Below are 22,271 nucleotides of genomic sequence, written 5' to 3'. Positions count from 1 at the left end.
GGCTTTAAGAAGAAATGCTATTTTTGATGCTATTCTTTTAAATGATTGATAAAAATCATTTATTTATTTTATAAATAAATGATTTTTTTTAAAAAAATTAAATATTTTTTGTTTTCTACTTCACAAACTTTCTAAAAAAATATATAATAAAGTCAAAAAAGGGCTTACATTTTTAATCAAGCTCGTCTTATCTTTAGGAAAGGATCACTTATGTCACAATTATTCAAAGAACTTACCCTGCCTGTGTCAGGAGTGACTCTGAAAAATCGTATTGCCATGTCACCTATGACAACAGAGTCAGCCTATTTTGACGGCAGTGTCCCGCAGGAATTGATAGATTATTATGAACATCGTTCCGGAGATGCGGCGATGATTGTTGTTGAAAGCTGTTTTATTGAAGATAAGGGGCGCGGCTTTTCCGGTGCGCTAGGGATTGATACTGATGATAAAATTGAAGGGCTTTCGCATCTGGCTAAAACAATTAAGGCCAAGGGCTCTCTGGCTGTTGTCCAAATCTATCATGCCGGCCGTATGGCTTTTCCGGATATGAACGGCGGAGCTAATCCGATAGCGCCCAGTCCTATAGCAGCTTTGCGCCCCAATGCACCGGTTCCGACCGAAATGACTCACCAGCAGGTTTTGGATATGATCCAATTGTTTGCCAATGCCGCCCGGCGTGCCATTAAAGCAGGTTTTGACGGTATTGAGCTTCATGGGGCAAATACTTACCTTTTGCAGCAGTTTTTCTCACCTCATTCGAACCGGCGGACAGATGCTTGGGGGGGATCGCGCAGTAAACGGACTCATTTTGCTGTTGAAGTCATTAAGGCTGTAAAGGCGGTCATTAAAGAAGAAGGAGCTTCTGATTTTATTCTGGGCTACCGCTTCTCTCCGGAAGAATTAGAAGAACCTGGTATTCGATTTGATGATACCATGTATTTTTTGAATAAGATTGCTGCATATGGTTTGGACTATGTTCACTTTTCCATGGCCTCTTATACCCGCGGCTCAATTGTTGACACATCAGATCCATCTCTGCTGATTGAAAAGTATTTGGAAGAGCGTTCAGAAGCCTTAGCTGCTATTCCTGTTATGGGAGTGGGTTCTATCGTTCAGCCTGATGATGCCAGTCAGGCTCTTGAACTTGGCTATGATTTAGTTGCAGTAGGAAAAGCCTTTTTGGTGGAACCTAACTGGGTTGAAAAAGTAGCTCGCAATGAACAGGTTCAGGACTTTGCCGATATCCACCAGCGTCAAGAGTTAGTCATTCCGATTCCGCTCTGGCAGTTTATGGACAAATCCTTCTCTTTAGTTAAAGATGCTGAGGAAGAAAAACGCAAGGCTGCAAGGCTGCAAGAGCTGCTGAAGAAAAAACTACACTTCAAGGCTGGCGATTATGAAGTGATTGCACGAGGCCACAATAATGATCTGCCAATGGTTGTGACCTTTTCTGATGAGCGAATAACCGCAATTGCTATTGACAACTCAGGTGAATCAGAAGGGCTTTCAGATACTGTTATTGAAACGCTGCCTGAACAAATAATTGCTGCCCAAACTTTGAATGTTGACGCTGTCAGCGGGGCTTCGGCTACTTCTCAAGGTGTTATTGACGGTGTCGCTGAAGCTGCAGAACTTGCTGGAGGCCAAGAGAGTGTTGATGTATTGAAAGCACGGCCAAAACCCGTGAGAGAACGTTCAACAGAAGTTGTTGATGAAACCTTTGATGTCATCGTCGTCGGAGGCGGGGCTGCAGGTATTGCGGCTGCTCTTCGGGCAGAACAGGAAGGGCTGTCGGTTGTTATGCTTGAAAAGCTCAGTTTTATTGGCGGTGCTATTTCTGTTTCAGGCGGCAATCAGGTTGTTATGGGATCTAAGCTGCAAAAACAAGCAGGCGTTGATGATGACTCTGCTTTGCTTATGGTAGCTGATTTTCTTAAGAATGGCAATAACAAAAATGTTGTTGAATTGCTGGCGCTCCTAGCTGATAACGTTGGTCAGACAACTGACTGGGTGCATGATTATGTAGGGGTCCGCTATGATATGGCTGAGGGTCTTCATATTCTGGCAGAGTACAGCCGTGACCGCGAATTAGCCTATGAAGATGGCGGGCATGGTTTTGCAGCGGCTGTCCGTCAAAAAATAGCTGAAAGTTCGGTGAAACTTTATCTTAATACTAAAGCGACTAAACTGCTTTCAGATGGCAAAGGCGGCGTCAGCGGTCTGACTGCAATTGAAGAAAACGGAAAAACGCATAATATTACTGCAAAAGCTGTTATCCTAACAACAGGCGGCTATGGTCATAATAAAAACCTTTTGAGCGAAGATCTGCAGGATGTTCTCTTTTACGGGACCAACAGTTCGATGGGAGAAGGTTTGCTGATGGCGCAGGCGCATGGTATTGAAGCGGCAACCCGCATGATGGAATACGGAAAAATTTATCCAAACGGGATTGAAGTATCAGCCGGTGTTGCTAAATCAACAATTGGCGGTAATATTGCTGTCTTACGTGAAAATGCTTTGCTTGTTAATACTAACGGCCAGCGTGTCGTCAATGAACGTGCCAGCAACCATGATATTCTGGATGTCTTAATGGAACAGGATCCTAAGATGCTTTATATTTTAATGGATCAGGAACATTTTGATGTCTTTAAAGAAGAAGTAGCAGAAGGCGGTATTTCACAGATTGACATTGAACAGTGGCTGGCAAACAACGGCAGTCAAACACCATATTTCTTCCATGCTGATTCACTGGAAGAATTGGCTAAGCTGGCTGGTATGGATAAGAATAGTCTGGTCAATACGGTTAACCGTTATAATCAGTTTGTAGCTGATGGCAAAGATCAAGACTTTGATCGGCAGCACCAATTTTTACAAAAACCAGTTGGGCAGGGGCCTTACTATTTGGTGGAACAAAAACCGCGTTTTGCAACGACTATGGGCGGTTTGGTTGTCAACACTAATTTACAGGTTGTTAACAGCAAAGGCAGCCTGATTGACGGTCTTTATGCGGCTGGCGAAGTTGTCGGAGGCGTGATGGGGACGGATTCACCATCTGGCGCTAACAATGCTTGGGCTTTGACTTCAGGTAAACTAGCAGCTGAAAGTGTCTATAAAATCACTAACGATTAAAACTGAAAGTCATTTAAAGAGTTTGGGCGGACATGCCCAAACTCTTTAAATATGGCTTATTACTAATTAAAAACAGGCTGCCAAATGTGGCAGCCTGTGCGGGATTGGCCTTGAAATGATTCGGTAGGGTTTTATTGCCAGCTCGGAAATTGGAGAATGGGAGAATCAATTACTCTCTTCTTTTATCCTTTGATGCTGGATAGTTTTTATGAGAACTGGTGCTTGTGCCGCTGTGATCTTCTTTGGGTTCGAGTTTAAGATGTCATGTCTTTAGCTTCCTTAAGGCAAAATTCTCTAAAAGCTGCGACAGTTGGGGAAATAAAGCCTTTTTTGCGTGTTGCCAGAAAAATGCGCCTTGGCTGGAACTGAGTAGCGATTGGCAATTTTTTAACAGGATAGGCGGAGATGGATGGAATATTTGGAATGACGGCAATACCGTAATTTTGAGCGACAAAGCCCAAAATCGTGTGATCTTCTTCAACTTCAACAACCGGATTAAGTGTTAATTTAAAATGAGCAAATAACTGATCTAAATAGTGGCGGAGCCCACTATTTTGGTTGTAGTAGACCAGTTTTTCCTGAGCCAGTTCTTCAAGCGCAATCGCCTCTCTTTGAACCAAAGGGTGTTTTTTAGGAACAATAACCACTAGCTCTTCCTCTGTAAAAGCTTCAAAATTTAAGTTCGGATAGCCTTCAATAGATGACACAAGAGCGATATCAATATTGCCTTTGTCCAATTCTTCCAGAAGTTCCCGACTGTTGTTTTGACTGAAATGAAATGTAATTTGAGGATAGTGCTGTGAAAAGGCTTTGGTTAATTTTGGAGCAATCAGCGATCCCATCGTATAAATGAAGCCGAAATCGATTTGCCCCTTAAAGGGGGCAACGGTGTTTTTCAGAAACTCATTTCCTAAATGCAGCTGATTAAGTGCAGCCTGAACGTAAGAATAATAAAGCCTGCCATATTTTGTCAGTTGGATATTGCGGCCTTTCTTTTCAAACAGCGGGACTTCCAGCTCTTTTTCCAGCTCGTGGATAGTGTAACTGAGACTGGGCTGAGAGGTATTTAAGAGGGCGGCAGATTTTGTCATATGTTCTGTTTGAGCCAGATTAGCAAAATATTCGAGTTGTTGAATGTTCATAGCAGCAGCTTTCTTAAAATTTATAGACAAAAGGGTTTATATAAATCAATAAATATATTTTATCATATTCATTTGAAAAATTCATTGGATTTATAAATGTGATTCTGCTATAATTATTAGTGAAATAAATCACGAGGCTGTGGTTGTAAGGAGGAAAGTGTTTTCAAAACGAAAAGTTATATTCCCTTAATTGCCAGTTTGTATGTCAATTATTTTTTTCAGGGAATTGCTTCTATCATTATTTCACAGAATCTGCATGCTTTCCAGATGAGGTGGTCTGCCAGTATCAGCCAAGTCAGTTTGGTTGTCAGTGCTATCGGTTTGGGGCGGCTTCTTTCTTTAAATTTTTCGGGCTGGTTTTCTGATCGTTTCGGCAGAAAATATACGGTACTGCTCGGTGTGCTGGCCAATGTTTTCTTTTTTGTCGGTTTAGTCTGCACCAAGCATTATCTGCAGGCATTTTTTGCAGCCTTATTTGCCGGAGTCGGAAATGCCTTTTTGGACACTTCAACTTATCCAGTCGTTAATGAAGCTTTCCCGAAGGAACAGGATAATAGTGCACTCAGTGTTATGAACAAAGCCTTCATTTCACTGGGGCAGTTTATTCTTCCCTTTGTTGTTCGCTGGAGTCTTCATAATGACATTTATTTCGGCTGGCCTTTTTGGTTTTGTGCTGTGGGGCTTCTCCTTAATTTTTGTTTCTTGCTTCGCTTTTCTTATCCGGACAGTCAGGCTATTTTAAACAAAATTATTGTGGCTCATGAAGTGCCTAAAGCTAAAATTCAGCTGGAAGGTTTGGCTTTGTTGATTTTTTCTTTTGTCTCTGTATCGCTCTTTAATATTTTTGTTCTATGGATACCGACTTTTGCTCAGGAAACGCTTGGTGTTTCCGAAGAGAACAGTCTGCTGTTTGTCAGTGTCTACAGTATTTCTTCCCTGATTTCTGTTTTTGTTACGTCTTTTATTGTCAAACAGAAGGTCAGTATTCCTGATTTAATCCTATTGTGTCTGTTCCTGTCAGGCGGTGCGATGCTGTATATGCTGCTTTTCCCATCCTATCTGTCACTAATTGTGACGAGTTTGGCAGTTGGCATTTTTGCAGCTGGCGGTATTTGGCAGCTGGGACTGTCTGTATTGCTGGAGTTTTTCCCTGGCAGTAAAGGGATAGTGACAAGTTTCTATTCTTTTGCGACAGCAGTTTCGGTTATGCTGACGCCTTATGTTACAGGGCTGATGGCAGAAAAATCAACTTATCTTACTTTTGCTTATAATATTGTCTTAGCTTTTATCGGTTTCTTGGCTATTTTGGTAGTTAAAGTCCGTTATACTAAGATTTTAAAGAATAAGGGCCTTTCATCATTCAGCCTAAAGAATGGTGACTATAAAAAATAAAGAGGTAAAAATTATGGCAGAACGCTTAAATGGTCATACGCTCCTTGTCAGTCTTATTGCGACTCCGATTCGTCACAGCCTGTCTCCTACAATGTGGAATGAAGCTTTTGCAAAAAAAGGAATGGACTATGCTTACCTTGCTTTTGAGGTCGGCAATGAGCAGTTAGAAGATGCTGTCAAAGGGATCCGTGCTCTTGATATTCAAGGGTCAAATGTTTCCATGCCTAATAAGCAAAAAATAATTCCTTTGCTGGATGAATTATCGCCGGCTGCAGAAATGGCCGGTGCTGTCAATACCGTGGTGAATCAAAAAGGCCACTTAGTCGGTCATGTAACTGACGGAACGGGCTGTATGCGGGCTCTTCGGGAAGAAGGGGTTGAAATTAAGGACCGGATTGTAACACTCACAGGTGCCGGCGGCGCGGGGACAGCGATTGCTATTCAGGCAGCTCTTGACGGTGCTAAAGAAATTCGTATTTTCAATATTGACGATGAGCACTATGAAACAGCTCGTGAAAATGTGCGTAAAATCAACGAAAAAACGAACACGCTAGCTTCGGTGACCCCGCTTACTGATCAGGCGGCCTTTAAGCAGTCTCTGGCTGAAAGCTCAGTTTATATTGATGCGACAAGCGTCGGTATGAAACCACTCCAAGATGAAAGCCTGATTAATGATTCGGACTTGATCCGTCCAGACCTTGTTATCTTTGATGTTGTTTACAGTCCGGCTGAGACAAAACTCCTTCGTTTTGCCCGCGAACATGGGGCGAAGCAGGCTTATAACGGTCTCGGTATGATGCTCTATCAGGGAGCAGAAGCCTTTCGTTTAATTACCGGCGAGGACATGCCGATTGCTCATGTTAAACAGGCTTTAGGACTGAATTAGCATTTTTATAAAAAAGAAAGTAGGAACTTTACAATATGGAGAAAAAATATTTTCCAACCGCTTTGGCTCTATATATTAATTATATTATCCATGGGATTGGTGTTATCATTATCTCACAAAACACGGATGCTTTAGCTTTGCAGTGGCATACGGATACTGCCGGTGTTATGACAGTTGTCTCGATGCTGGGAATCGGCCGGTTAATTGCGATTGTTTTCTCTGGCTATTTGTCTGACTTGTTTGGACGTAAACCTTTTGTTTTCTTGGGAATAGCCAGCTATGTTCTGTACTTCCTTGGCTTGATTTATGCACCGAATATTACTGTAGCTATGATACTGACGGTTATTGCAGGTATTGCTAACTCCTTCTTGGATTCAGGAACCTATCCTGCACTTATGGAATCTTTCCCTAAGCACGCTGGTACAGCGACTGTTTTAATCAAAGCAGCAGTACAAATCGGTCAGTGGATTTTGCCTTGGATTATCATCTTGGCATCGTCATTGAGAATGTATCAACTGTCATTCTATATTGCTGCCGTTGTCTTGATTTTAAATGCTTTCTGGATTTGGAAAGTTCCTTTCCCGGATGAAGATGCTAAAGCAGCTAAGGCAACGGACGAAGCGGTTCCGGAAGAAACGGCAACAGTCTTTAAAGCTAAACCGAACATGTTTATCGAAGGTGCAGCCTTTGTCGTTTATGGTTTCATTTCACAGGCTACCTTCTACACGATTTCTCAATTCATCTCTGCTTATGCTAAAGAAGTTGCCGGTATGTCTAACAATGCAGCGTCACTTTTGCTTTCTTACTATTCAACAGGTACTCTTATCTGTGTGGCCTTTACCGCTTTGGTTGGTTTAAAGATTCGCCCTGTTAACTTGGTTCTGCCTTATACCTTTATGTCTATGATTGCGATTGGTGCAATGACGATGTTCCCATCAACTACAGTTCTTGTAGTTGGTTCTGTGTTGGTCGGTTTCTTTGCAGCTGGCGGTGTTATGCAGCTGGGCTTAACTGTTATGGGTGAAATGTTCCCAGCAGGTAAAGGAACGATTACTTCTATTTTCTATACCTTTGGATCGATTGCATCCTTTGCCGTACCATTTATCGGCGGACGGATTTCTATTCAAAATGTTATGTGGATGGATACTATTTTTGCTGTAATCGGTTTTGTTATTGCCCTTATCGTCTTTATTCGCTACTATCAAACCATTGATACGAAAGCTTCGAAATAAGGGAAAGGGAGTGGGAACTTTCCCATTCTTTTTTCATATGGATTGTACTGAAAGAGAGGCAAATTATGTCTACTGTTACTGTTGAAAATGTTGTTTTTGGCCAAGGAAGACCAAAGATTATTGTACCTATTGTAGAGGTTTCAGAGGCAGCTATTTTAACAGCTGCTAAGGAAGCTCATGACCTTGACTGTGATCTGGTCGAATGGCGGATTGATTGGTATGATAAGGTTACTCAGCCCGGAGCTGTATCAGCCCTTTCAAAAAAAGTGAAAGAGGCATTAGCTAAGCCGCTTCTTGTAACTTTTCGGACAAAAAAAGAAGGCGGCGAATTAGAACTGCCGGAAGCTGATTATTTTACTATTTACCATGATCTTTTAGAAAATGGTGCTGCAGACTTACTGGATCTTGAACTGTTTACTGATGAGGACAAGGTTGCTGAAACAATAGCATTTGCTCACGAGAAGGGCGTTAAAATCGTTATGTGCAACCATGATTTTTTTGCGACACCAAGTCAGACAGAAATTGTTTCTCGTTTAAAGGCCATGGATCGTAAGGGAGGAGATATCTGTAAAATTGCTGTAATGCCGCAAACCGATGCGGATGTTTTAACACTGTTAGCCGCAACAGCAGAAGCTAAGAAAACGATTGCTAAGCCGCTTATTACCATGTCTATGGGGGCTCTTGGAATGGTCAGCCGTGTTTCTGGTGAGGTCTTTGGTTCTGCTGCAACGTTTGGAGCTGCCAAGCAGGCTTCAGCTCCTGGTCAGGTACCGGTAGGACGCTTGAGGGAGATTCTGGATACTTTGAAATTAGCAGAATAATAATGCAAAAAAGTTGGAGGATACAACAGCTCAGTAAGATTTTAAAGGCTGGTTGGTTTTCTGACTTTTTACTAATTCTTCCTTTTATGAAAAAAGAATTTTTTTGCAAAAGAATGGTATAATAATAGTAATCGTTTTGAAAACGGTAACAGTTATCCTATAGAGGGCTGGTATAGCCTTTGTATCTTGTTAATTGAACACGGCCTAAACGCTGCGGGAAAAAGATGTCCTGACTTAGAATCTGGCGATTCGTCAGTCAGTCCCCTATTTTCCTTTTGCGTTTTTCACGGCCTTTGTATCTTGTTAATTGAACACGGGCTAAACGCTGCGGGAAAAAGATGGTCAAGTGCACAATTGATTTCACAGTTAGGCAGCCGTAAACGTCTGAAGGCTTTGTCGTCCTAACGGCCGCCCGCACCCTTCTAGTCGTTCTGGCAGGGGTGCGTCTGCGAAATCAGAGATTTCGGACTTACCGTCATTTTCCTTTTGCGTTTTTCACGGCCTTTGTATCTTGTTAATTGAACACGGCCTAAGAGCTATGCAAAAAAGACAGCCTGTTCTAGAGCCTTGAGGCTCTTCGTCCAGTCTCCTATTTTTGCTGTGAGCTTTATACGGCCTTTGTATCTTGTTGGAAGAAGGGAGAAAGGGTATGGAATTGAGGCCTTTCCCAGGTTATGAAAATCATCTCTACAGCAATATGGCTGTAATGTCAGATGATGTAAAAAGACATAAAGAAGCTCAAGTGCAGGCTATGCTGGCCTATGAGCAGCCTGAAGGAATGACAGTGGAAGACCGTTTCATTCCGGGCCCTCAGGCAAATCAGAAGCTGAAAATTCGGGTATTCAAACCGGCAGATTTACCGAAAGCGGCTCCTATGATTTTAGATATACACGGCGGGGGCTTTGTTGCAGGCAGCATTTCCCTTGATAATGCACGCTGTATTGCCCTGGCTGTGCGTGTGCCTGCAATCCTTGTATCAGTTGATTACCGTTTGTCTGGCGGAGAAAATGAGGTCAGCTTTCCTGATCCTCTTTATGATTGCTATGCAGCCTATATGTATTTATATGAGCATGCTGATGAATTTGGCGGAGATGCTGAAAAAATCGGCCTCCACGGTTCCAGTGCGGGGGGCAACTTGGCTGAAGGCTTGGCCCTGTATTTGCGCGACCGCAATGAACCGCAGCCGGCTCTTACAGTAATGAACTGTCCGACTGTTGATACGGCTATCGAAGAATCCATGTCCTTTCAGCAGCTTATTCAGTTAAAAATGGGCCCGAATCAAAAGGCTCTGGGAGCAGAAGCCAGCTATCTTGGGGGGTACGATGGGACGGTTCCGTCTTATTATGCTTTTCCGAAATTTTGCCATGATGTGGGCGGACTAGGCCCGACTATGATAATTATGGCGGAATATGATACACTGCGTGATTCTGCTCTGGAATACGGTCAGCGGCTGCTGCGGGCCGGGGTTCCGTGTGAATTGTTTGTAGCTCCAAGAGTTGGGCATACCTTTACCGCAGCGCCGCACCCTTATACCGATTTTGTCCATGACATGATGGCCTGGTCTTTTAAGCGTGAATTTGGCCTCTTGGATGATTTGATTAAAAAATAAAAGCGGAGGATTGAGAATGAGTCCAGCAATTTTAGCCTTGATGATGCTTGCTATTATTATTGTATGTATCATTACCAATAAGGTTCCCCTGAATTTTGTCATGTTTGTCGTTCCGGTTATTTTTTGTTTTTTGCTGGGTTATAATCTTACAGAAACCAGCAACCTTATCTTAAACCAAATCAATACGGTGATGTCTCAAACCGGTTATATGCTCTTGTTTGGCCTGATTTACTTTGTTATGCTGACCGAGACTGGCATGTTTGATATGATGGTTAATGCACTGATTAGGCGTATCGGAGGCCGTCTTAATGTTGTCGGCATTATGATTCTAACCAGCGTTATTGGTGGGATTGCTTACCTAACGGCTAACATGTCAACGACCTATCTCATTTGCTTTCCTATTGTTATTCCGCTGTACAAGAAGTTTAACTTGAGACGGGATTACGCCTTTATACTATGTCAAACGGCAGTTGCTGCTATGTGCTGGCTGCCATGGGGCATCGGGCTGATTATGTCAGCGACAATGGCTAACACCAATGCTGAAAGTTTAGCAGCAGCCTCCATCCCTTGGGGCCTGTGCTTTATTCCTGCTATTATCTTGCAATGGGTCTATTTTGCTTATCAGCATCAAAAAGAGCATCAAACATTAGGTCTTCCTGAAGGCAGTCAAGATGAACTTGGAACAGCAGTTTCTGATTTAAAGGATAAGCCTTATGCACGTCCGCATTTGTTTTGGTTCAATTTTTTAGTTTTTATAGCTGTCATTGTCGGCCTGGCTTATTTTAAATTCCCGTCTTATCTGGTTTTTATTGCAGCAGCAATTATCACATCGCTAGTCAATTATCCCAAAGATTTCAATGATATTTGGAACAAGGCTGGCGGTACTTTTTTTAATGTATTTATTATGCTGCTGGCCATCTGTTTTTATTTAGCTGTCTTTAACGCAGCACCCGAAGACGGCAGCAGACTGTCAATGGTAGCTTCCTTAGCAGAGCTTCTGGAAAGCATTTTTCCAGTATTTTTGATGCGTTATATGCACCTTATTCTTTTAATTTTAGCTGTGCCGCTGATTTATTTTATTCCTTATCAGCTTTATAATGCTCTTTATCCACTGTTAATTTCAGTGGGGGCTTCTTTTGGTCTGACACCAATCATGGTCATTGCCCCTTTTGTCTGTAATTTAGCTTTGGCAACCAGTGTTACGCCCATGAATTCGTCAACTTATGTCGGGACAACATTGTGCGAACTTGAAACGAATGACTATACGAAGTACGCTGCTCCCATTATGTTTGTGACAAATATAGTGGTTATAGCGACTGCATGGATTTTTGGTGTACTGCAAATTTAATTATAAAAAAATAGGAGTTTGGACTAGCCCAAACTCCTATTTTTACCTGCTACTATCTGCTTGATTTTTTAGTGAATGACATGTAGACTAAATTGAGCATTAAACCTATGACTGCAAGAGCAATAGCAACGTAGAAGGCATTGCTGTAATCTCCTTGATTAGAAGCTGCCATCTGAACAGCAACACGCGGAGCAAAGAAAGCGGCTAAGGAATAGCCAGTGAAGACAATACCATAGTTGACTCCTTGATTAGCCGGCCCGTAATTTTCCATGACGATAGACGGAAAAACACCCATAACGCCGCCAAAACAGATACCTAATCCAATAATTCCGACAGCAAATCCTCCTTGTCCGGAAAGGACTGTCAAGGCAAGCAGGGAGAGGGCGACAACCGTAAAGATAATCAGGAGCGTTTTTGCACGGCCGATTTTATCTGAAACGGTTCCCCAAATAAAGCGGCCGCTGGAGTTGCAGATTGAATAAAGACTGACATAAAGAGCAGCGGTTGCTGCAGACAGACCAAACATCGACTGGCCGATACTTGATGCTTGAGAAGCAATCATCAAACCAGAAAATGCGCCGACAAAGAACATGGAGATAATGATATAAAAGAGCGGTGTTGCCAGCATTTGCTGCCAAGTTTTATTGACAGCAGCAGTGCGCGACTGAGCAGGCGGATTCCAGCCAGCTGGTTTATAGCCTGCCGGTGCCGGTTTAATGAAGAAACTGGCTAAGACAACTACAATAATGTAAACCAAACCGATGATTCTAAAAGCGAATTTAGCATCATGGCTTTGAATCAGACTATTGGCAATAGGTGAGACAATAACAGCAGCAAAACCCATGCCTCCAGTAATAATTCCTGAAGCCAGTCCTCGTCGGTCTGGAAAGAGACGCAAGGTATTGCTGAGGCATCCTGAATAAGCAAATCCCTGTCCGAGTCCGGCCAGAAGACCGTAAGTCAGATAAAGCATAGCCGGACTTGTAACAAAACCTGTGAGGAAGAAACCTAAGGCAAAACAGCAGGCGCCCAGTGCAATTGTCCATTTGACATAGCCTTTGTCTGTCAGATAGCCTCCCAAAATCATGGGAATAGGTCCGATAGCAGAATTAATCGTGAAAGCCAGCATAATCTGCGACATGGACCAGCCTGTCTGGGCGCTTAAAGGGCCGGCAAAAACACTAAAAGCATATACAGCTCCTGTACAAAGCAGAATTGCGGTGGAAGCCGCAATAACCTGCCATCGGTTAAGCGATTGTTCCATAATCCTAAATCCGTCCTTTCTTTAAAGCGTTAAGATTCCGTATTTTCAGCTGTTATTTTAACAAGATTTCGAAATGATGTCAACGCTTACAAAAATCTTTCTTTTCCTTATGTTTTCGCTTACAAAAAAAGCGGAATTGTGTTATAGTGAGGGCGAGGAAGTGCTATTATTGCGTTTAGAAAAGAGGTCTTTTATGAAATTAGTTGCTATTGTTGGGACAAATTCGGCCCGGTCAACCAATCGAAAACTGCTGCACTTTATGGCCAAACATTTTGCCAACCAGGCAGAGATAGAAGTGCTTGAGATTAAGCAGCTTCCGGCCTTTAATGAACCCAAAGACAAGAAAGCTCCTGAGGCTGTAGCTGCCTTCAGTCAAAAAATCGCAGCTGCTGATGGGGTCATTATTGCAACTCCTGAGTACGATCACACCATTCCTGCGCCTTTAGCCAGTGCTCTAGAATGGATTGCTTATACCAGCCGAGTATTGATTAACAAGCCTGTTATGATTGTCGGAGCATCTTTAGGAGCTTTGGGATCGTCTCGGGCTCAAGGGCATTTGCGTCAAATTTTAGATGCACCGGAGCTGAAAGCGCGTATTATGCCAGGTTTGGAATTTCTTCTGGGGCATTCCGAACAAGTGCTGGATGATGACTGCAATCTGACCGATTCAGAAAAAGTAGCAGAATTAGAAGAACATTTTTCTGAATTTCAGGAATTTGTAGCTTTAACCAAACAATTGGTGAAACCAGCGGATACAGAACGCAAAAGACGTTTTGCCTGGGAAGCTGTAGAGTAGAAAGGAAGCAGAGACATGAAATTAATCGGAATTGTTGGGACAAATGCAGAGCAGTCTTATAATCGTCTTTTACTGCAGTTTATGGCTAAGCATTTTGCTAATAAGGCAGAGATTGAGGTGCTGGAAATTGCAGATGTCCCCTTGTTTAATGAAACGGATGATCAGACCGATTCCCCACTGATTCAGATGTTTAACAGCAAAATCAGTGAGGCTGACGGGGTCATTATTGCTACACCTGAGCATAATCACACGATTCCTTCCAGTTTAAATAGTTTATTGGAATGGCTGTCTTTTAATATCCATCCTTTTGACGGTAAACCCGTTATGATCGTCGGAGCTTCTTACGATATTCAAGGTTCATCACGTGCTCAGCTTCATTTACGGCAAGTCCTTGATGCTCCGGGGGTTAATGCAACAGTCATGCCGGGCAGTGAATTTTTACTGGGACGGGCTCATCATGCCTTTACGGAAGATGGCAGCCTTAAAGATGAAGGAACGGTTGACTTTCTTGATTCGTGTTTTTTCCGTTTCCTGCGTTTTGTTGATGTAGCTAATCAGCTTAATCTGCCAGAAGAAGTCCGCTTTGAGCCAGGAACATATCAGGTAACAACTGAAGGCCACAACGGAAAACTGCCCATGTCTGTTACTCTGTCTGAAGAAAAGATTGAGGCGATTGACATTGATTCATCAGGAGAATCTTCGGGAATCGCCGATATCGTTTTCACACGTATTCCTAATGAAATTCTTGAAGGACAAACCCTAAATGTTGATGCTGTATCTGGTGCGTCGGTCACTTCTAATGGTGTCTTAGATGGGGTTGCGCGTGCCATTAAACTGGCAGGCGCTAATCCAGATGTTCTGCGTAAACGCTCTAAAGCACCGTCCGCCCTTGATACACAGGATAAAGAGTACCAAACTGACATCGTTGTCGTTGGGGGAGGCGGCGCCGGCCTTGCAGCAACCGCTACTGTTTTACAGCAGGGACATGACGTTATTTTGGTCGAGAAATTTCCTGCCCTAGGCGGTAACACCGTACGTGCGGGGGGACCGATCAATGCTCCTTGGCCTGAATGGCAGAACACCTTCCCAGCTAATCCCGGTGAGGCTCATAATCTGCAGGAACTGCATGATCTAGATGAAGCAACGATTGATCCCGAATTTTTAGATGATTTTCGGATGCTGAAAGCAGAATTGGAAGCTTATCTCAAAGATCCTGCTTACCTCTTTGATTCTAAGCTCCTCTACCGTATTCAAACCTATATCGGCGGAAAACGCAAGGACCTTAATGGGAAAGAAATTCACGGGAATTATGATTTAATTAAAATTTTAACCGAACGGGCTTTAGAGTCTGTACAGTGGCTGGAAGAAGTCGGTGTCGAATTTGACCGTGATGAAGTGACCATGCCTGTCGGTGCCCTATGGCGCCGGGGACATAAACCAAAGGTTCCAATGGGTTATGCCTTTATTTCGGTTTTAGGAGAGTATGTCAAGGAAAAAGGAGCAACTGTCTTGACTGACAGTCCGGTTAAGGAATTGATTGTTGAAGACGGCCAGGTCAAAGGCGTGATTGCGACCGGACGCAACGGTCAGACAATCACGATTCATGCCAAGGCTGTTGTCCTTGCCTCCGGCGGTTTCGGTGCTAATACTAAAATGCTGCAAAAGTACAATACCTACTGGACTAAGATTGATGATGATATCAAGACTTCAAATTCACCTGCTATTACTGGTGATGGTATTGTTTTGGGGCAAAGTGTCGGAGCAGACCTTGTCGGTATGGGCTTTACCCAGATGATGCCTGTATCTGATCCGGAAACAGGAGCGCTCTTCTCAGGCCTTCAGGTTCCGCCGGCCAATTTCGTGATGGTTAACAGCCAAGGCAAACGTTTTGTGGACGAATACGGCAGCAGGGATAAACTGTCGCAGGCTGCTATTGATAACGGCGGACTTTTCTATCTGATTGCTGACGAAAATATTAAAGGCACGGCCTATAATACCAGTGATGAAAAGATTGAAGCACAGGTTGCGGCTGGAACACTTTACCGGGCTGATAGCTTAGAAGAGTTGGCTGAGCAGATTGGGGTTGATCCTGCAGTCTTTGTTGAGACTATCACTAATTATAATTCGTATGTTGATGCTGGTTATGATCCGGAATTTAATAAAGGCGGTTTTGACTTTAAAGTTGAAAGAGCGCCGTTTTATGCAACACCGCGTAAACCGGCTGTTCACCATACAATGGGCGGTCTCAAAATTGATACTCAAACGCATGTTATCAATGAAGACGGGGGAGTGATTTCCGGTTTGTATGCTGCTGGGGAAGTTGCAGGCGGTCTGCATGCTGGCAATAGGCTGGGCGGCAATTCATTGGCCGATATCTTCACATTTGGCCGTATTGCCGGTCAAACTGCAATAGCGGAGCACTGCTGATACAAACTGTGAGAAATAAAAACAGCAGTTATCACTTATATATTAAATAAAGCTGAACAGGCGGCGGGTCTGTCCAGCTTTATTTTTTCCACAACTCTGAGGATTAAGATACAAAGGCCGTATAAAAATCCGCGTGAAAATGGCGGTAAGCCAGAAATCTATGATTTCGTAGGCGGCCCCCCTGTCAAGACGACTAGAAAGGTGCGGCAGGCTGATAAGACTGCAAAGCTTTCAGACGTCTACGGCTGGCGGTAAGCCAGAAATCTATGATTTCGTAGGCGCCCCCCTGTCAAGACGACTAGAAAGGTGCGGCAGGCTGATAAGACTGCAAAGCTTTCAGACGTCTACGGCTGGCGGTAAGCCAGAAATCTATGATTTCGTAGGCGGCCCCCCTGTCAAGACGACTAGAAAGGTGCGGCAGACTGATAAGACTGCAAAGCTTTCAGACGTCTACGGCTGGCGGTAAGCCAGAAATCTATGATTTCGTAGGCGGCCCCCTGTCAAGACGACTAGAAAGGTGCGGCAGGCTGATAAGACTGCAAAGCTTTCAGACGTCTACGGCTGGCTAACCGTGAAGTCAGCACTTAAAGAGGCCCCTCTTTTTTACAAAGATTTTAGGCCGTGTTCCATTCATAACTGCCCCTTTTTTGAAGACTTTTTGTTTTGTTGGGAAATGAATTTGACAAGTCAGAAATAATATAATAAACTATAAATGGTTATAACCAGAACAGGGGGATGGGATGAAATCGTCGAAAAGTGAGCAGCCTCTTTATCTGCAGTTGGTTGACGCCTTGGAACTTGAAATAAGAGGGACAATGTCACCTAACGACAAACTTCTTTCTGAACGGGAGCTTAGCGTAGCGCACGGCGTTAGCCGTATAACCGTGCGGCAGGCCCTTAAGGAATTGGAGACAAGGGGGCTTATTTATAAGAAGCAAGGTAAGGGAACCTATGTTTCGGGTATAAAAACACCGCCTACAGATTTGGCGGCAGCCTACAGTTTTACCGAACATATGAAACAGCTGGGGAAAAAACCTCAGACAGATATCTTATCTTTTGAAAAAATGCAGGTAACGCCGTACCTGTCTAATTATTTAAATTTAGAAGAAGGTACAGACGTTTTTGAATTTGAACGGCTGAGAAAAGCTGATGGCAGCCCTCTGATGTTTGAGCGAACTTATGTTCCCTGCAGCGACTTTGCAACGTTGACAAAAAAATCATTGCTGAAGAAGCCCCTTTATGATATTTTTTCAGAAGATTACGGTCAGTCTGTTCGGCAGGCTGAGGAAGAATTCTATGCCAGTGTTGCCTTGGATTATGAGGCAAAGCTTTTGGGCATCAAAAAGGGCGATCCCGTTTTGCATATGATTCGTAAAACATTCAATGATAAAAATAGGATTATTGAATTCACCTTCAGTATAGCTCGTGCAGATCAGTTTCATTACCATATTACCCACTATCCTTCCCCTTAAAATCAAGGACAGACTGTCTTTGGTGGAGTTTTATAGCCAAAACATTTTTGACCTCTCTTGTTGTGCGTTTTCTAACTAAAAATAACATAGCGGAGGAAGAAAAAATGTTTAATCTTTCAGTAGAAAAACTTGAAAAACTTGGTGCAGAGACAACAGCCAGAGAAATTAAGCAGCAGCCAGAAAACTTTTTTCATACGATTATCACAGGGATCGATTTGGCACTTGAAGAGAACGAAGGAATAGCGGCCAAAGATGCTGTTAATGGTGTTAAAGCCGGTTTGATGGGACCTTTTGCACCAATTGGGGATTCTGTATTTGCTTCACTTGTTCCGGCGATTATGGGTTCTATTGCTGCTTCTCTGGCAATGAACGGCAATCCTTTAGGTATTTTCTTATGGGTAGGGGTCACTTTTTTAATCAATATCTTCCGCTGGAAACAACTTGAGATTGCTTACCGTGAAGGAACAAAACTGGTAACAACCATGCGTGATAAATTAACATCACTGGTTGAGGCAGCTTCGGTTATGGGTGTTTTTATGGTCGGCGCTCTGATTGCCACAATGATTAATTTCCAATTTACTGCGGCTCCTTCAATCGGGGACAAGGTGATTGATATTCAGGGCCTTTTTGATCAAATCTTCCCGCGTCTTGTCCCTGCGCTCTTTACTGGTGCAGTCTTCTGGCTGCTTGGACGTAAAGGTATGACATCAACAAAAGCTATCTTAATCATTATTTCCTTTGCGCTTGTGATGGCATACTTTGGTATTCTTGGTGTTTAGCAGGTAAATGTTTATGGCAAAAGATTTAATTTTAGTCAGTCACGGCGCTTTTTGTGAAGAACTAAAGAAAAGCGTTGAAATGATTATGGGACCGCAGGAAAAAATTCATGCTGTCGGACTATATGAATGGGAGGGGACAGAAGAATTTAAGGATAAATTTTTAGAAATAGCTGAAAGTTTGGACAATTATATTGTTCTTGCTGATTTGATGGGCGGAACTCCCTGCAATGTGCTGTCCCGTCTCTTGATGGAAGGTCGTCAATTTGAACTCTATGCCGGCATGAATATGCCAATGGTTATTGGTTTTATGAACGGCCAACTGGTCGGTGAAGATGTGAATCTTGTGGAGTTTGCGAGAGAGAATACCCTCTGTGTTAATGATTTGCTTCTTTCACTTGATAAGGAAGAAGAGGATTGATCTTTTTCAAATTTTATTCCAAAAGTAACCAAAATGGTTGCTTTTTTGGTATGTACCATTTATGATAGAATTTAAGGGGTGTATACTAGAAATGACGAATCGGAGGATTTTATAATGACAACTTTTCTCAAAGCAGATTTATTTTATTACCCAGAAGAAACAAAAACCGGCGGTTATTTAGAAATCAATGACGGTGTTTTTGGTCAGTGGCAGCCTGTTCTCCCTGAGGGTGCGGATGTGATTGACTGTTCAGGTTATCGCATTGCTCCCGGGCTTGTGGACACCCACATTCATGGCTATGGCGGACACGATGTTATGGATAACTCGGCTGAAGGCATCAAAATCATGAGCCAGGAGCTTCTGTCAACAGGTGTCACTTCTTTTCTTCCAACGACTTTGACCTCCTCCTTCGAACGACTGAGGGATGTGTCTAAGACAGTGGCATCGGCAGCTCCGGAAGTGACAGGTGCAAAAATCCGCGGTATTTATTTTGAGGGCCCATACTTTACAGAAAAATACAAGGGGGCTCAAAACCCATCTTATATGAAAGATCCCAGCCTTGAAGAATTTACGGCATGGCAGGAGGCAGCAGGCGGGCTTATTAAGAAAATTGCCATAGCCCCGGAACGCAAAGGTGCTGCGAAGTTTGTCTCTGCTTTGACTGCTCAGGGTGTGACAGTAGCTCTCGGGCATTCCAATGCAACTTATAAAGAAGCCCAAACAGCCGTGGAGGCCGGTGCTTCAGTCTGGGTGCATGCCTATAACGGAATGCGCGGACTTAATCACCGTGAACCTGGTATGGTAGGTGCAGTTTACAACATTCCAAATACTTATGCGGAGTTGATTTGTGATGGGCAGCATGTGTCACCAGTAGCCTGTGATATTTTAATGCAGCAAAAAACACACAGCCGCATCGCCTTGATTACAGACTGCATGAGTGCTGGCGGCTGTGCAGACGGTGATTACAGGCTCGGTGAATATGCGGTAACCGTATCTGACGGGACAGCGCGCCTGAAGGACAGCGGCAGTCTGGCCGGTTCGATTTTAAAACTGAAAGATGGTTTGAAAAATGTCGTCAACTGGGGGCTTGCGACAGCAGAAGAAGCTGTTAAGATGGCCAGCTTTGTTCCTGCTGTATCAGTAGGGATTGATGATGTTTGCGGCCAAATTAAGGAAGGCCTTGCAGCCGACTTTATTGTTTTAGATCCGGAGCTGAACTTAGCAGCGACTTATCTGGATGGCAAAAAAGTTTATCAGGCTTAGTTGACAGCATGGCGAAAGAAATACCCTATCTTCAAAGAAAAAATCAGCTAAACAGACATGCTAGAGCTTGGTATCTGCTGTATCAATTAAGAAGCAGAAGTTTGACATAAGATTAAGAAAAATAGAAAAAGCTTAAAACCAAATTTTATAAACAATTGGTTTTAAGCTTTTTTGTACGGCACTGTGCTATCTGTCCCTGTCAGGATACCACACCGACAAGAGCAACTAATTTCAGTTTATAAATAGGCTGTCATTTTTAAATGGTATAAAAAACAGATTACATCAATGCAGTAATATGCTATACTGTATATAGAAGATTATAATAAGGTTATGATATTTGAATTTTTAACAATATCGCCCTTATAATTTTCAGCAGCAGCTTGCTAAGTGAGTCTGCTAATCTAGGAGGTTTATTGAAAAAATGAAAAAAATGACAGCATTCTCTATATATTTCTTTATGACGTTTGTATTTATCACAGCGCTCTTTTCTTTAGGAGGGACAGTCCATGCTTCTGATGTCAGCTCCAATGTCACTTCTTTAACAGTATCGCCAGCCGAAATCAATGATGGCGGAAAAACAAAGGTCAGATTTACTTTTGATGAGCATTCTCAAAAAATAAAGTCAGGCGATACTATCGAGGTAGCATGGCAAAATTCCGGAACGGTTTATGGCTCTGGCTTCAACAAGACAGTCAGACTGACCATCCAAGAAACATATGTTGGCGATTTGGTAATCAGCGATGGTCAGGCAACTGTTACTTTTAATGAGGGTGTCAGTGCTTTGCAAAATATTACTGGCTGGGGTGAATTTGAAATCCAAGGCCGCAACTTAACACAAACCAGCGATGAACATTCTGCTTCTTTTACTCTCTCGAGCGGTGGGGAAACAGCCAGTGTAACCGTTAAAAAAGGGGCTACGGGGATCGGCAGTGTTTTCTATTATAAAACTGGAGATATGCAGCCAAATGACACAGAACACGTCCGCTGGTTTCTTAATATAAATAACGGCAATGTCTATGCTGATGATGATGTTCGGATTGAAGATCAGATTCAATCAGGTCAGACCCTTGATATGGACAGTTTTTATATTACAGTAACTGGCTTGCGGAATGCAGTGTATTCTGGCCCAGATGCTCTGAACGATTTTTCTAATGATTTTGCTGGTGCCGCTATTTCCGCTGATGCAGCAGCTGGTACAATAACTCTTGCTGTTCCAAGCGGCTGGGTTTCTTTGAACAGTATCAGTATTATGTATTTGACTAAAGTGGATAATCCTGAACAGAGGGTTTTCGAAAATCACAGTAAAGCTTGGTATAAGGAAAATGGGAAAGACGCCGTTAGAGGTGAATCATTTAACTATACAGTTGCCAATGTAGCAGCTGATGGGGGAGCTGATGGTGATAAACTTACAACTGTTATATCAACAGAAATAACAATAACAGAAGTACCCACAGCCACAACGACAGAAAGCCCTACTACTGCAGCGTCAACGATAACAGAAAGTGCGACAACTACTATAACTCCAACTAGCAAGGCCACAACGACAGAAAGTCCAGCAACAACAGCGGTAACTTCACCAACCACTACCGCTGAGGAAAATCCAACAAGTTCTACTAGGGGAACATCAAGCAGTAGGCCAACAACTACTCCTACGACAACCACCACAGCTTCGCCTGCTGGCAGCCAAGAATCGAGCACTAGCACAGCGCCTGTCCCAGTTACAAGTACAAATGCAGATAAGGGCGGCAAGCGTAAGAAAAAACTGCCCAGTACAGGTGAGCAGGAGAATATAGTTGTTATTTTAACAGGTGTTACTGTACTTTCCGCAACAGGATTGCTCTTTATCTGTTCTAAAAGAGCCTCCTAAGCATTAGCAGCAACTGGTAATGGTACTGTCTTTTAAAAAGGCAGCTATAGAACAGTTATTTTTGAGTTAAATAAGCAGCCTCTGATTCAGTAAATTAGTGTCTGCTAACCTATAAAGGCCAAGAGTTGCAACTCTTGGCCTTTATAAATAAAGCGATACTTCATTCTAAAAAGCCTGAAAAATCAGGCTTTCAAAGTGATAAATGATGCCACCACCGAGAATCGAACTCGGAACGGAGCATTACCATTGCTCTATTATACCATTTAACTATAGCGGCTACTTCTCTATAGTATCATGAAACTTTTTTTATGGCAAGAAAAATGTTACCTTTTCAGTTATTCTTTGAAGACATTTTCAGAAAAAAATGGGAAATTTCCTGCTTGCAGCCTCTTAGGAGCAACTGTTTATTTTTTTAGCTGGCTTAGC

The 22,271-nt window shown here is 42.9% G+C and carries 15 protein-coding genes, 1 tRNA gene and 1 pseudogene; 14 read left to right on the top strand and 3 right to left on the bottom strand.

Going from position 1 to position 22,271, the window contains the following annotated elements:
- The first annotated feature begins 210 nt into the window (after positions 1-210).
- Positions 211-3,129: an NADH-dependent flavin oxidoreductase gene (locus A0O21_RS07075; RefSeq protein WP_067063517.1), complete on the top strand. Its 2,919-nt coding sequence runs from the start codon at positions 211-213 to the stop codon at positions 3,127-3,129.
- A 254-nt stretch (positions 3,130-3,383) separates the two neighbouring features.
- Here A0O21_RS07075 and A0O21_RS07070 read toward each other — a convergent pair whose 3' ends face one another.
- Positions 3,384-4,271: a LysR family transcriptional regulator gene (locus tag A0O21_RS07070; protein WP_067063512.1), complete on the bottom strand. Its 888-nt coding sequence runs from the start codon at positions 4,269-4,271 to the stop codon at positions 3,384-3,386.
- A gap of 198 nt (positions 4,272-4,469) precedes the next feature.
- Here A0O21_RS07070 and A0O21_RS07065 point away from each other — a divergent pair, with 198 nt between their 5' ends.
- From A0O21_RS07065 to A0O21_RS07040, 6 genes are all read left to right on the top strand, one after another.
- Positions 4,470-5,663 (top strand): MFS transporter, encoded by a 1,194-nt coding sequence (locus A0O21_RS07065; RefSeq protein ID WP_227806861.1) that lies wholly within the window; start codon positions 4,470-4,472, stop codon positions 5,661-5,663.
- Positions 5,664-5,676: 13 nt separating this feature from the next.
- The gene (locus tag A0O21_RS07060; RefSeq protein ID WP_067065222.1) at positions 5,677-6,549 is read left to right on the top strand and encodes a shikimate dehydrogenase; all 873 of its coding nucleotides are present in this window, start codon (positions 5,677-5,679) and stop codon (positions 6,547-6,549) included.
- 35 nt (positions 6,550-6,584) lie between these two features.
- Positions 6,585-7,781 carry an MFS transporter gene (locus A0O21_RS07055; RefSeq protein WP_067063505.1) on the top strand — a complete coding sequence of 399 codons (1,197 nt, stop codon included), beginning with the start codon at positions 6,585-6,587 and terminating at the stop codon, positions 7,779-7,781.
- A gap of 65 nt (positions 7,782-7,846) precedes the next feature.
- On the top strand, positions 7,847-8,602 hold the full coding sequence (aroD, locus tag A0O21_RS07050) for a type I 3-dehydroquinate dehydratase (protein ID WP_067063502.1): 756 nt from the start codon (positions 7,847-7,849) through the stop codon (positions 8,600-8,602).
- 649 nt (positions 8,603-9,251) lie between these two features.
- Positions 9,252-10,211, top strand: a complete 960-nt coding sequence (locus A0O21_RS07045) for an alpha/beta hydrolase (RefSeq protein ID WP_082854432.1) — start codon at positions 9,252-9,254, stop codon at positions 10,209-10,211.
- 16 nt (positions 10,212-10,227) lie between these two features.
- Positions 10,228-11,559, top strand: coding sequence for an SLC13 family permease (locus A0O21_RS07040; RefSeq protein WP_067063499.1), 1,332 nt, complete (start codon positions 10,228-10,230; stop codon positions 11,557-11,559).
- A gap of 52 nt (positions 11,560-11,611) precedes the next feature.
- Here A0O21_RS07040 and A0O21_RS07035 read toward each other — a convergent pair whose 3' ends face one another.
- The gene (locus A0O21_RS07035; protein WP_067063495.1) at positions 11,612-12,823 is read right to left on the bottom strand and encodes an L-lactate MFS transporter; all 1,212 of its coding nucleotides are present in this window, start codon (positions 12,821-12,823) and stop codon (positions 11,612-11,614) included.
- A 193-nt stretch (positions 12,824-13,016) separates the two neighbouring features.
- Between A0O21_RS07035 and A0O21_RS07030 the strand changes: the two genes are divergently transcribed.
- From A0O21_RS07030 to A0O21_RS07000, 7 genes and pseudogenes are all read left to right on the top strand, one after another.
- On the top strand, positions 13,017-13,619 hold the full coding sequence (locus A0O21_RS07030) for an NADPH-dependent FMN reductase (RefSeq protein WP_067063491.1): 603 nt from the start codon (positions 13,017-13,019) through the stop codon (positions 13,617-13,619).
- A 15-nt stretch (positions 13,620-13,634) separates the two neighbouring features.
- Positions 13,635-16,046, top strand: coding sequence for a flavocytochrome c (locus tag A0O21_RS07025; RefSeq protein ID WP_067063488.1), 2,412 nt, complete (start codon positions 13,635-13,637; stop codon positions 16,044-16,046).
- Between the two features lie 740 nt (positions 16,047-16,786).
- Positions 16,787-17,518, top strand: a complete 732-nt coding sequence (locus tag A0O21_RS07020) for a GntR family transcriptional regulator (RefSeq protein ID WP_067063484.1) — start codon at positions 16,787-16,789, stop codon at positions 17,516-17,518.
- 182 nt (positions 17,519-17,700) lie between these two features.
- Positions 17,701-18,297 (top strand): annotated as a pseudogene (locus A0O21_RS07015) (PTS system mannose/fructose/sorbose family transporter subunit IID); the annotation flags it as partial.
- 13 nt (positions 18,298-18,310) lie between these two features.
- A complete protein-coding gene (locus tag A0O21_RS07010) occupies positions 18,311-18,715 on the top strand; it encodes a PTS sugar transporter subunit IIA (protein ID WP_067065217.1) in 405 nt (134 codons plus the stop codon).
- 114 nt (positions 18,716-18,829) lie between these two features.
- Positions 18,830-19,978, top strand: a complete 1,149-nt coding sequence (gene nagA / locus A0O21_RS07005; RefSeq protein WP_067063482.1) for an N-acetylglucosamine-6-phosphate deacetylase — start codon at positions 18,830-18,832, stop codon at positions 19,976-19,978.
- Positions 19,979-20,399: 421 nt separating this feature from the next.
- A complete protein-coding gene (locus A0O21_RS07000; protein ID WP_067063479.1) occupies positions 20,400-21,845 on the top strand; it encodes a collagen binding domain-containing protein in 1,446 nt (481 codons plus the stop codon).
- Positions 21,846-22,051: 206 nt separating this feature from the next.
- On the opposite strand, the gene A0O21_RS06995 is transcribed toward A0O21_RS07000, so the two are convergent.
- Positions 22,052-22,122 (bottom strand) — tRNA-Thr (locus A0O21_RS06995).
- Between the last annotated feature and the right edge of the window lie 149 nt (positions 22,123-22,271).

Source organism: Streptococcus pantholopis (assembly GCF_001642085.1).
Taxonomy (GTDB): domain Bacteria; phylum Bacillota; class Bacilli; order Lactobacillales; family Streptococcaceae; genus Streptococcus; species Streptococcus pantholopis.
The sequence above is the reverse complement of the archived record's forward strand: the minus strand, read 5'-3'. Positions and strand labels throughout refer to the sequence as shown.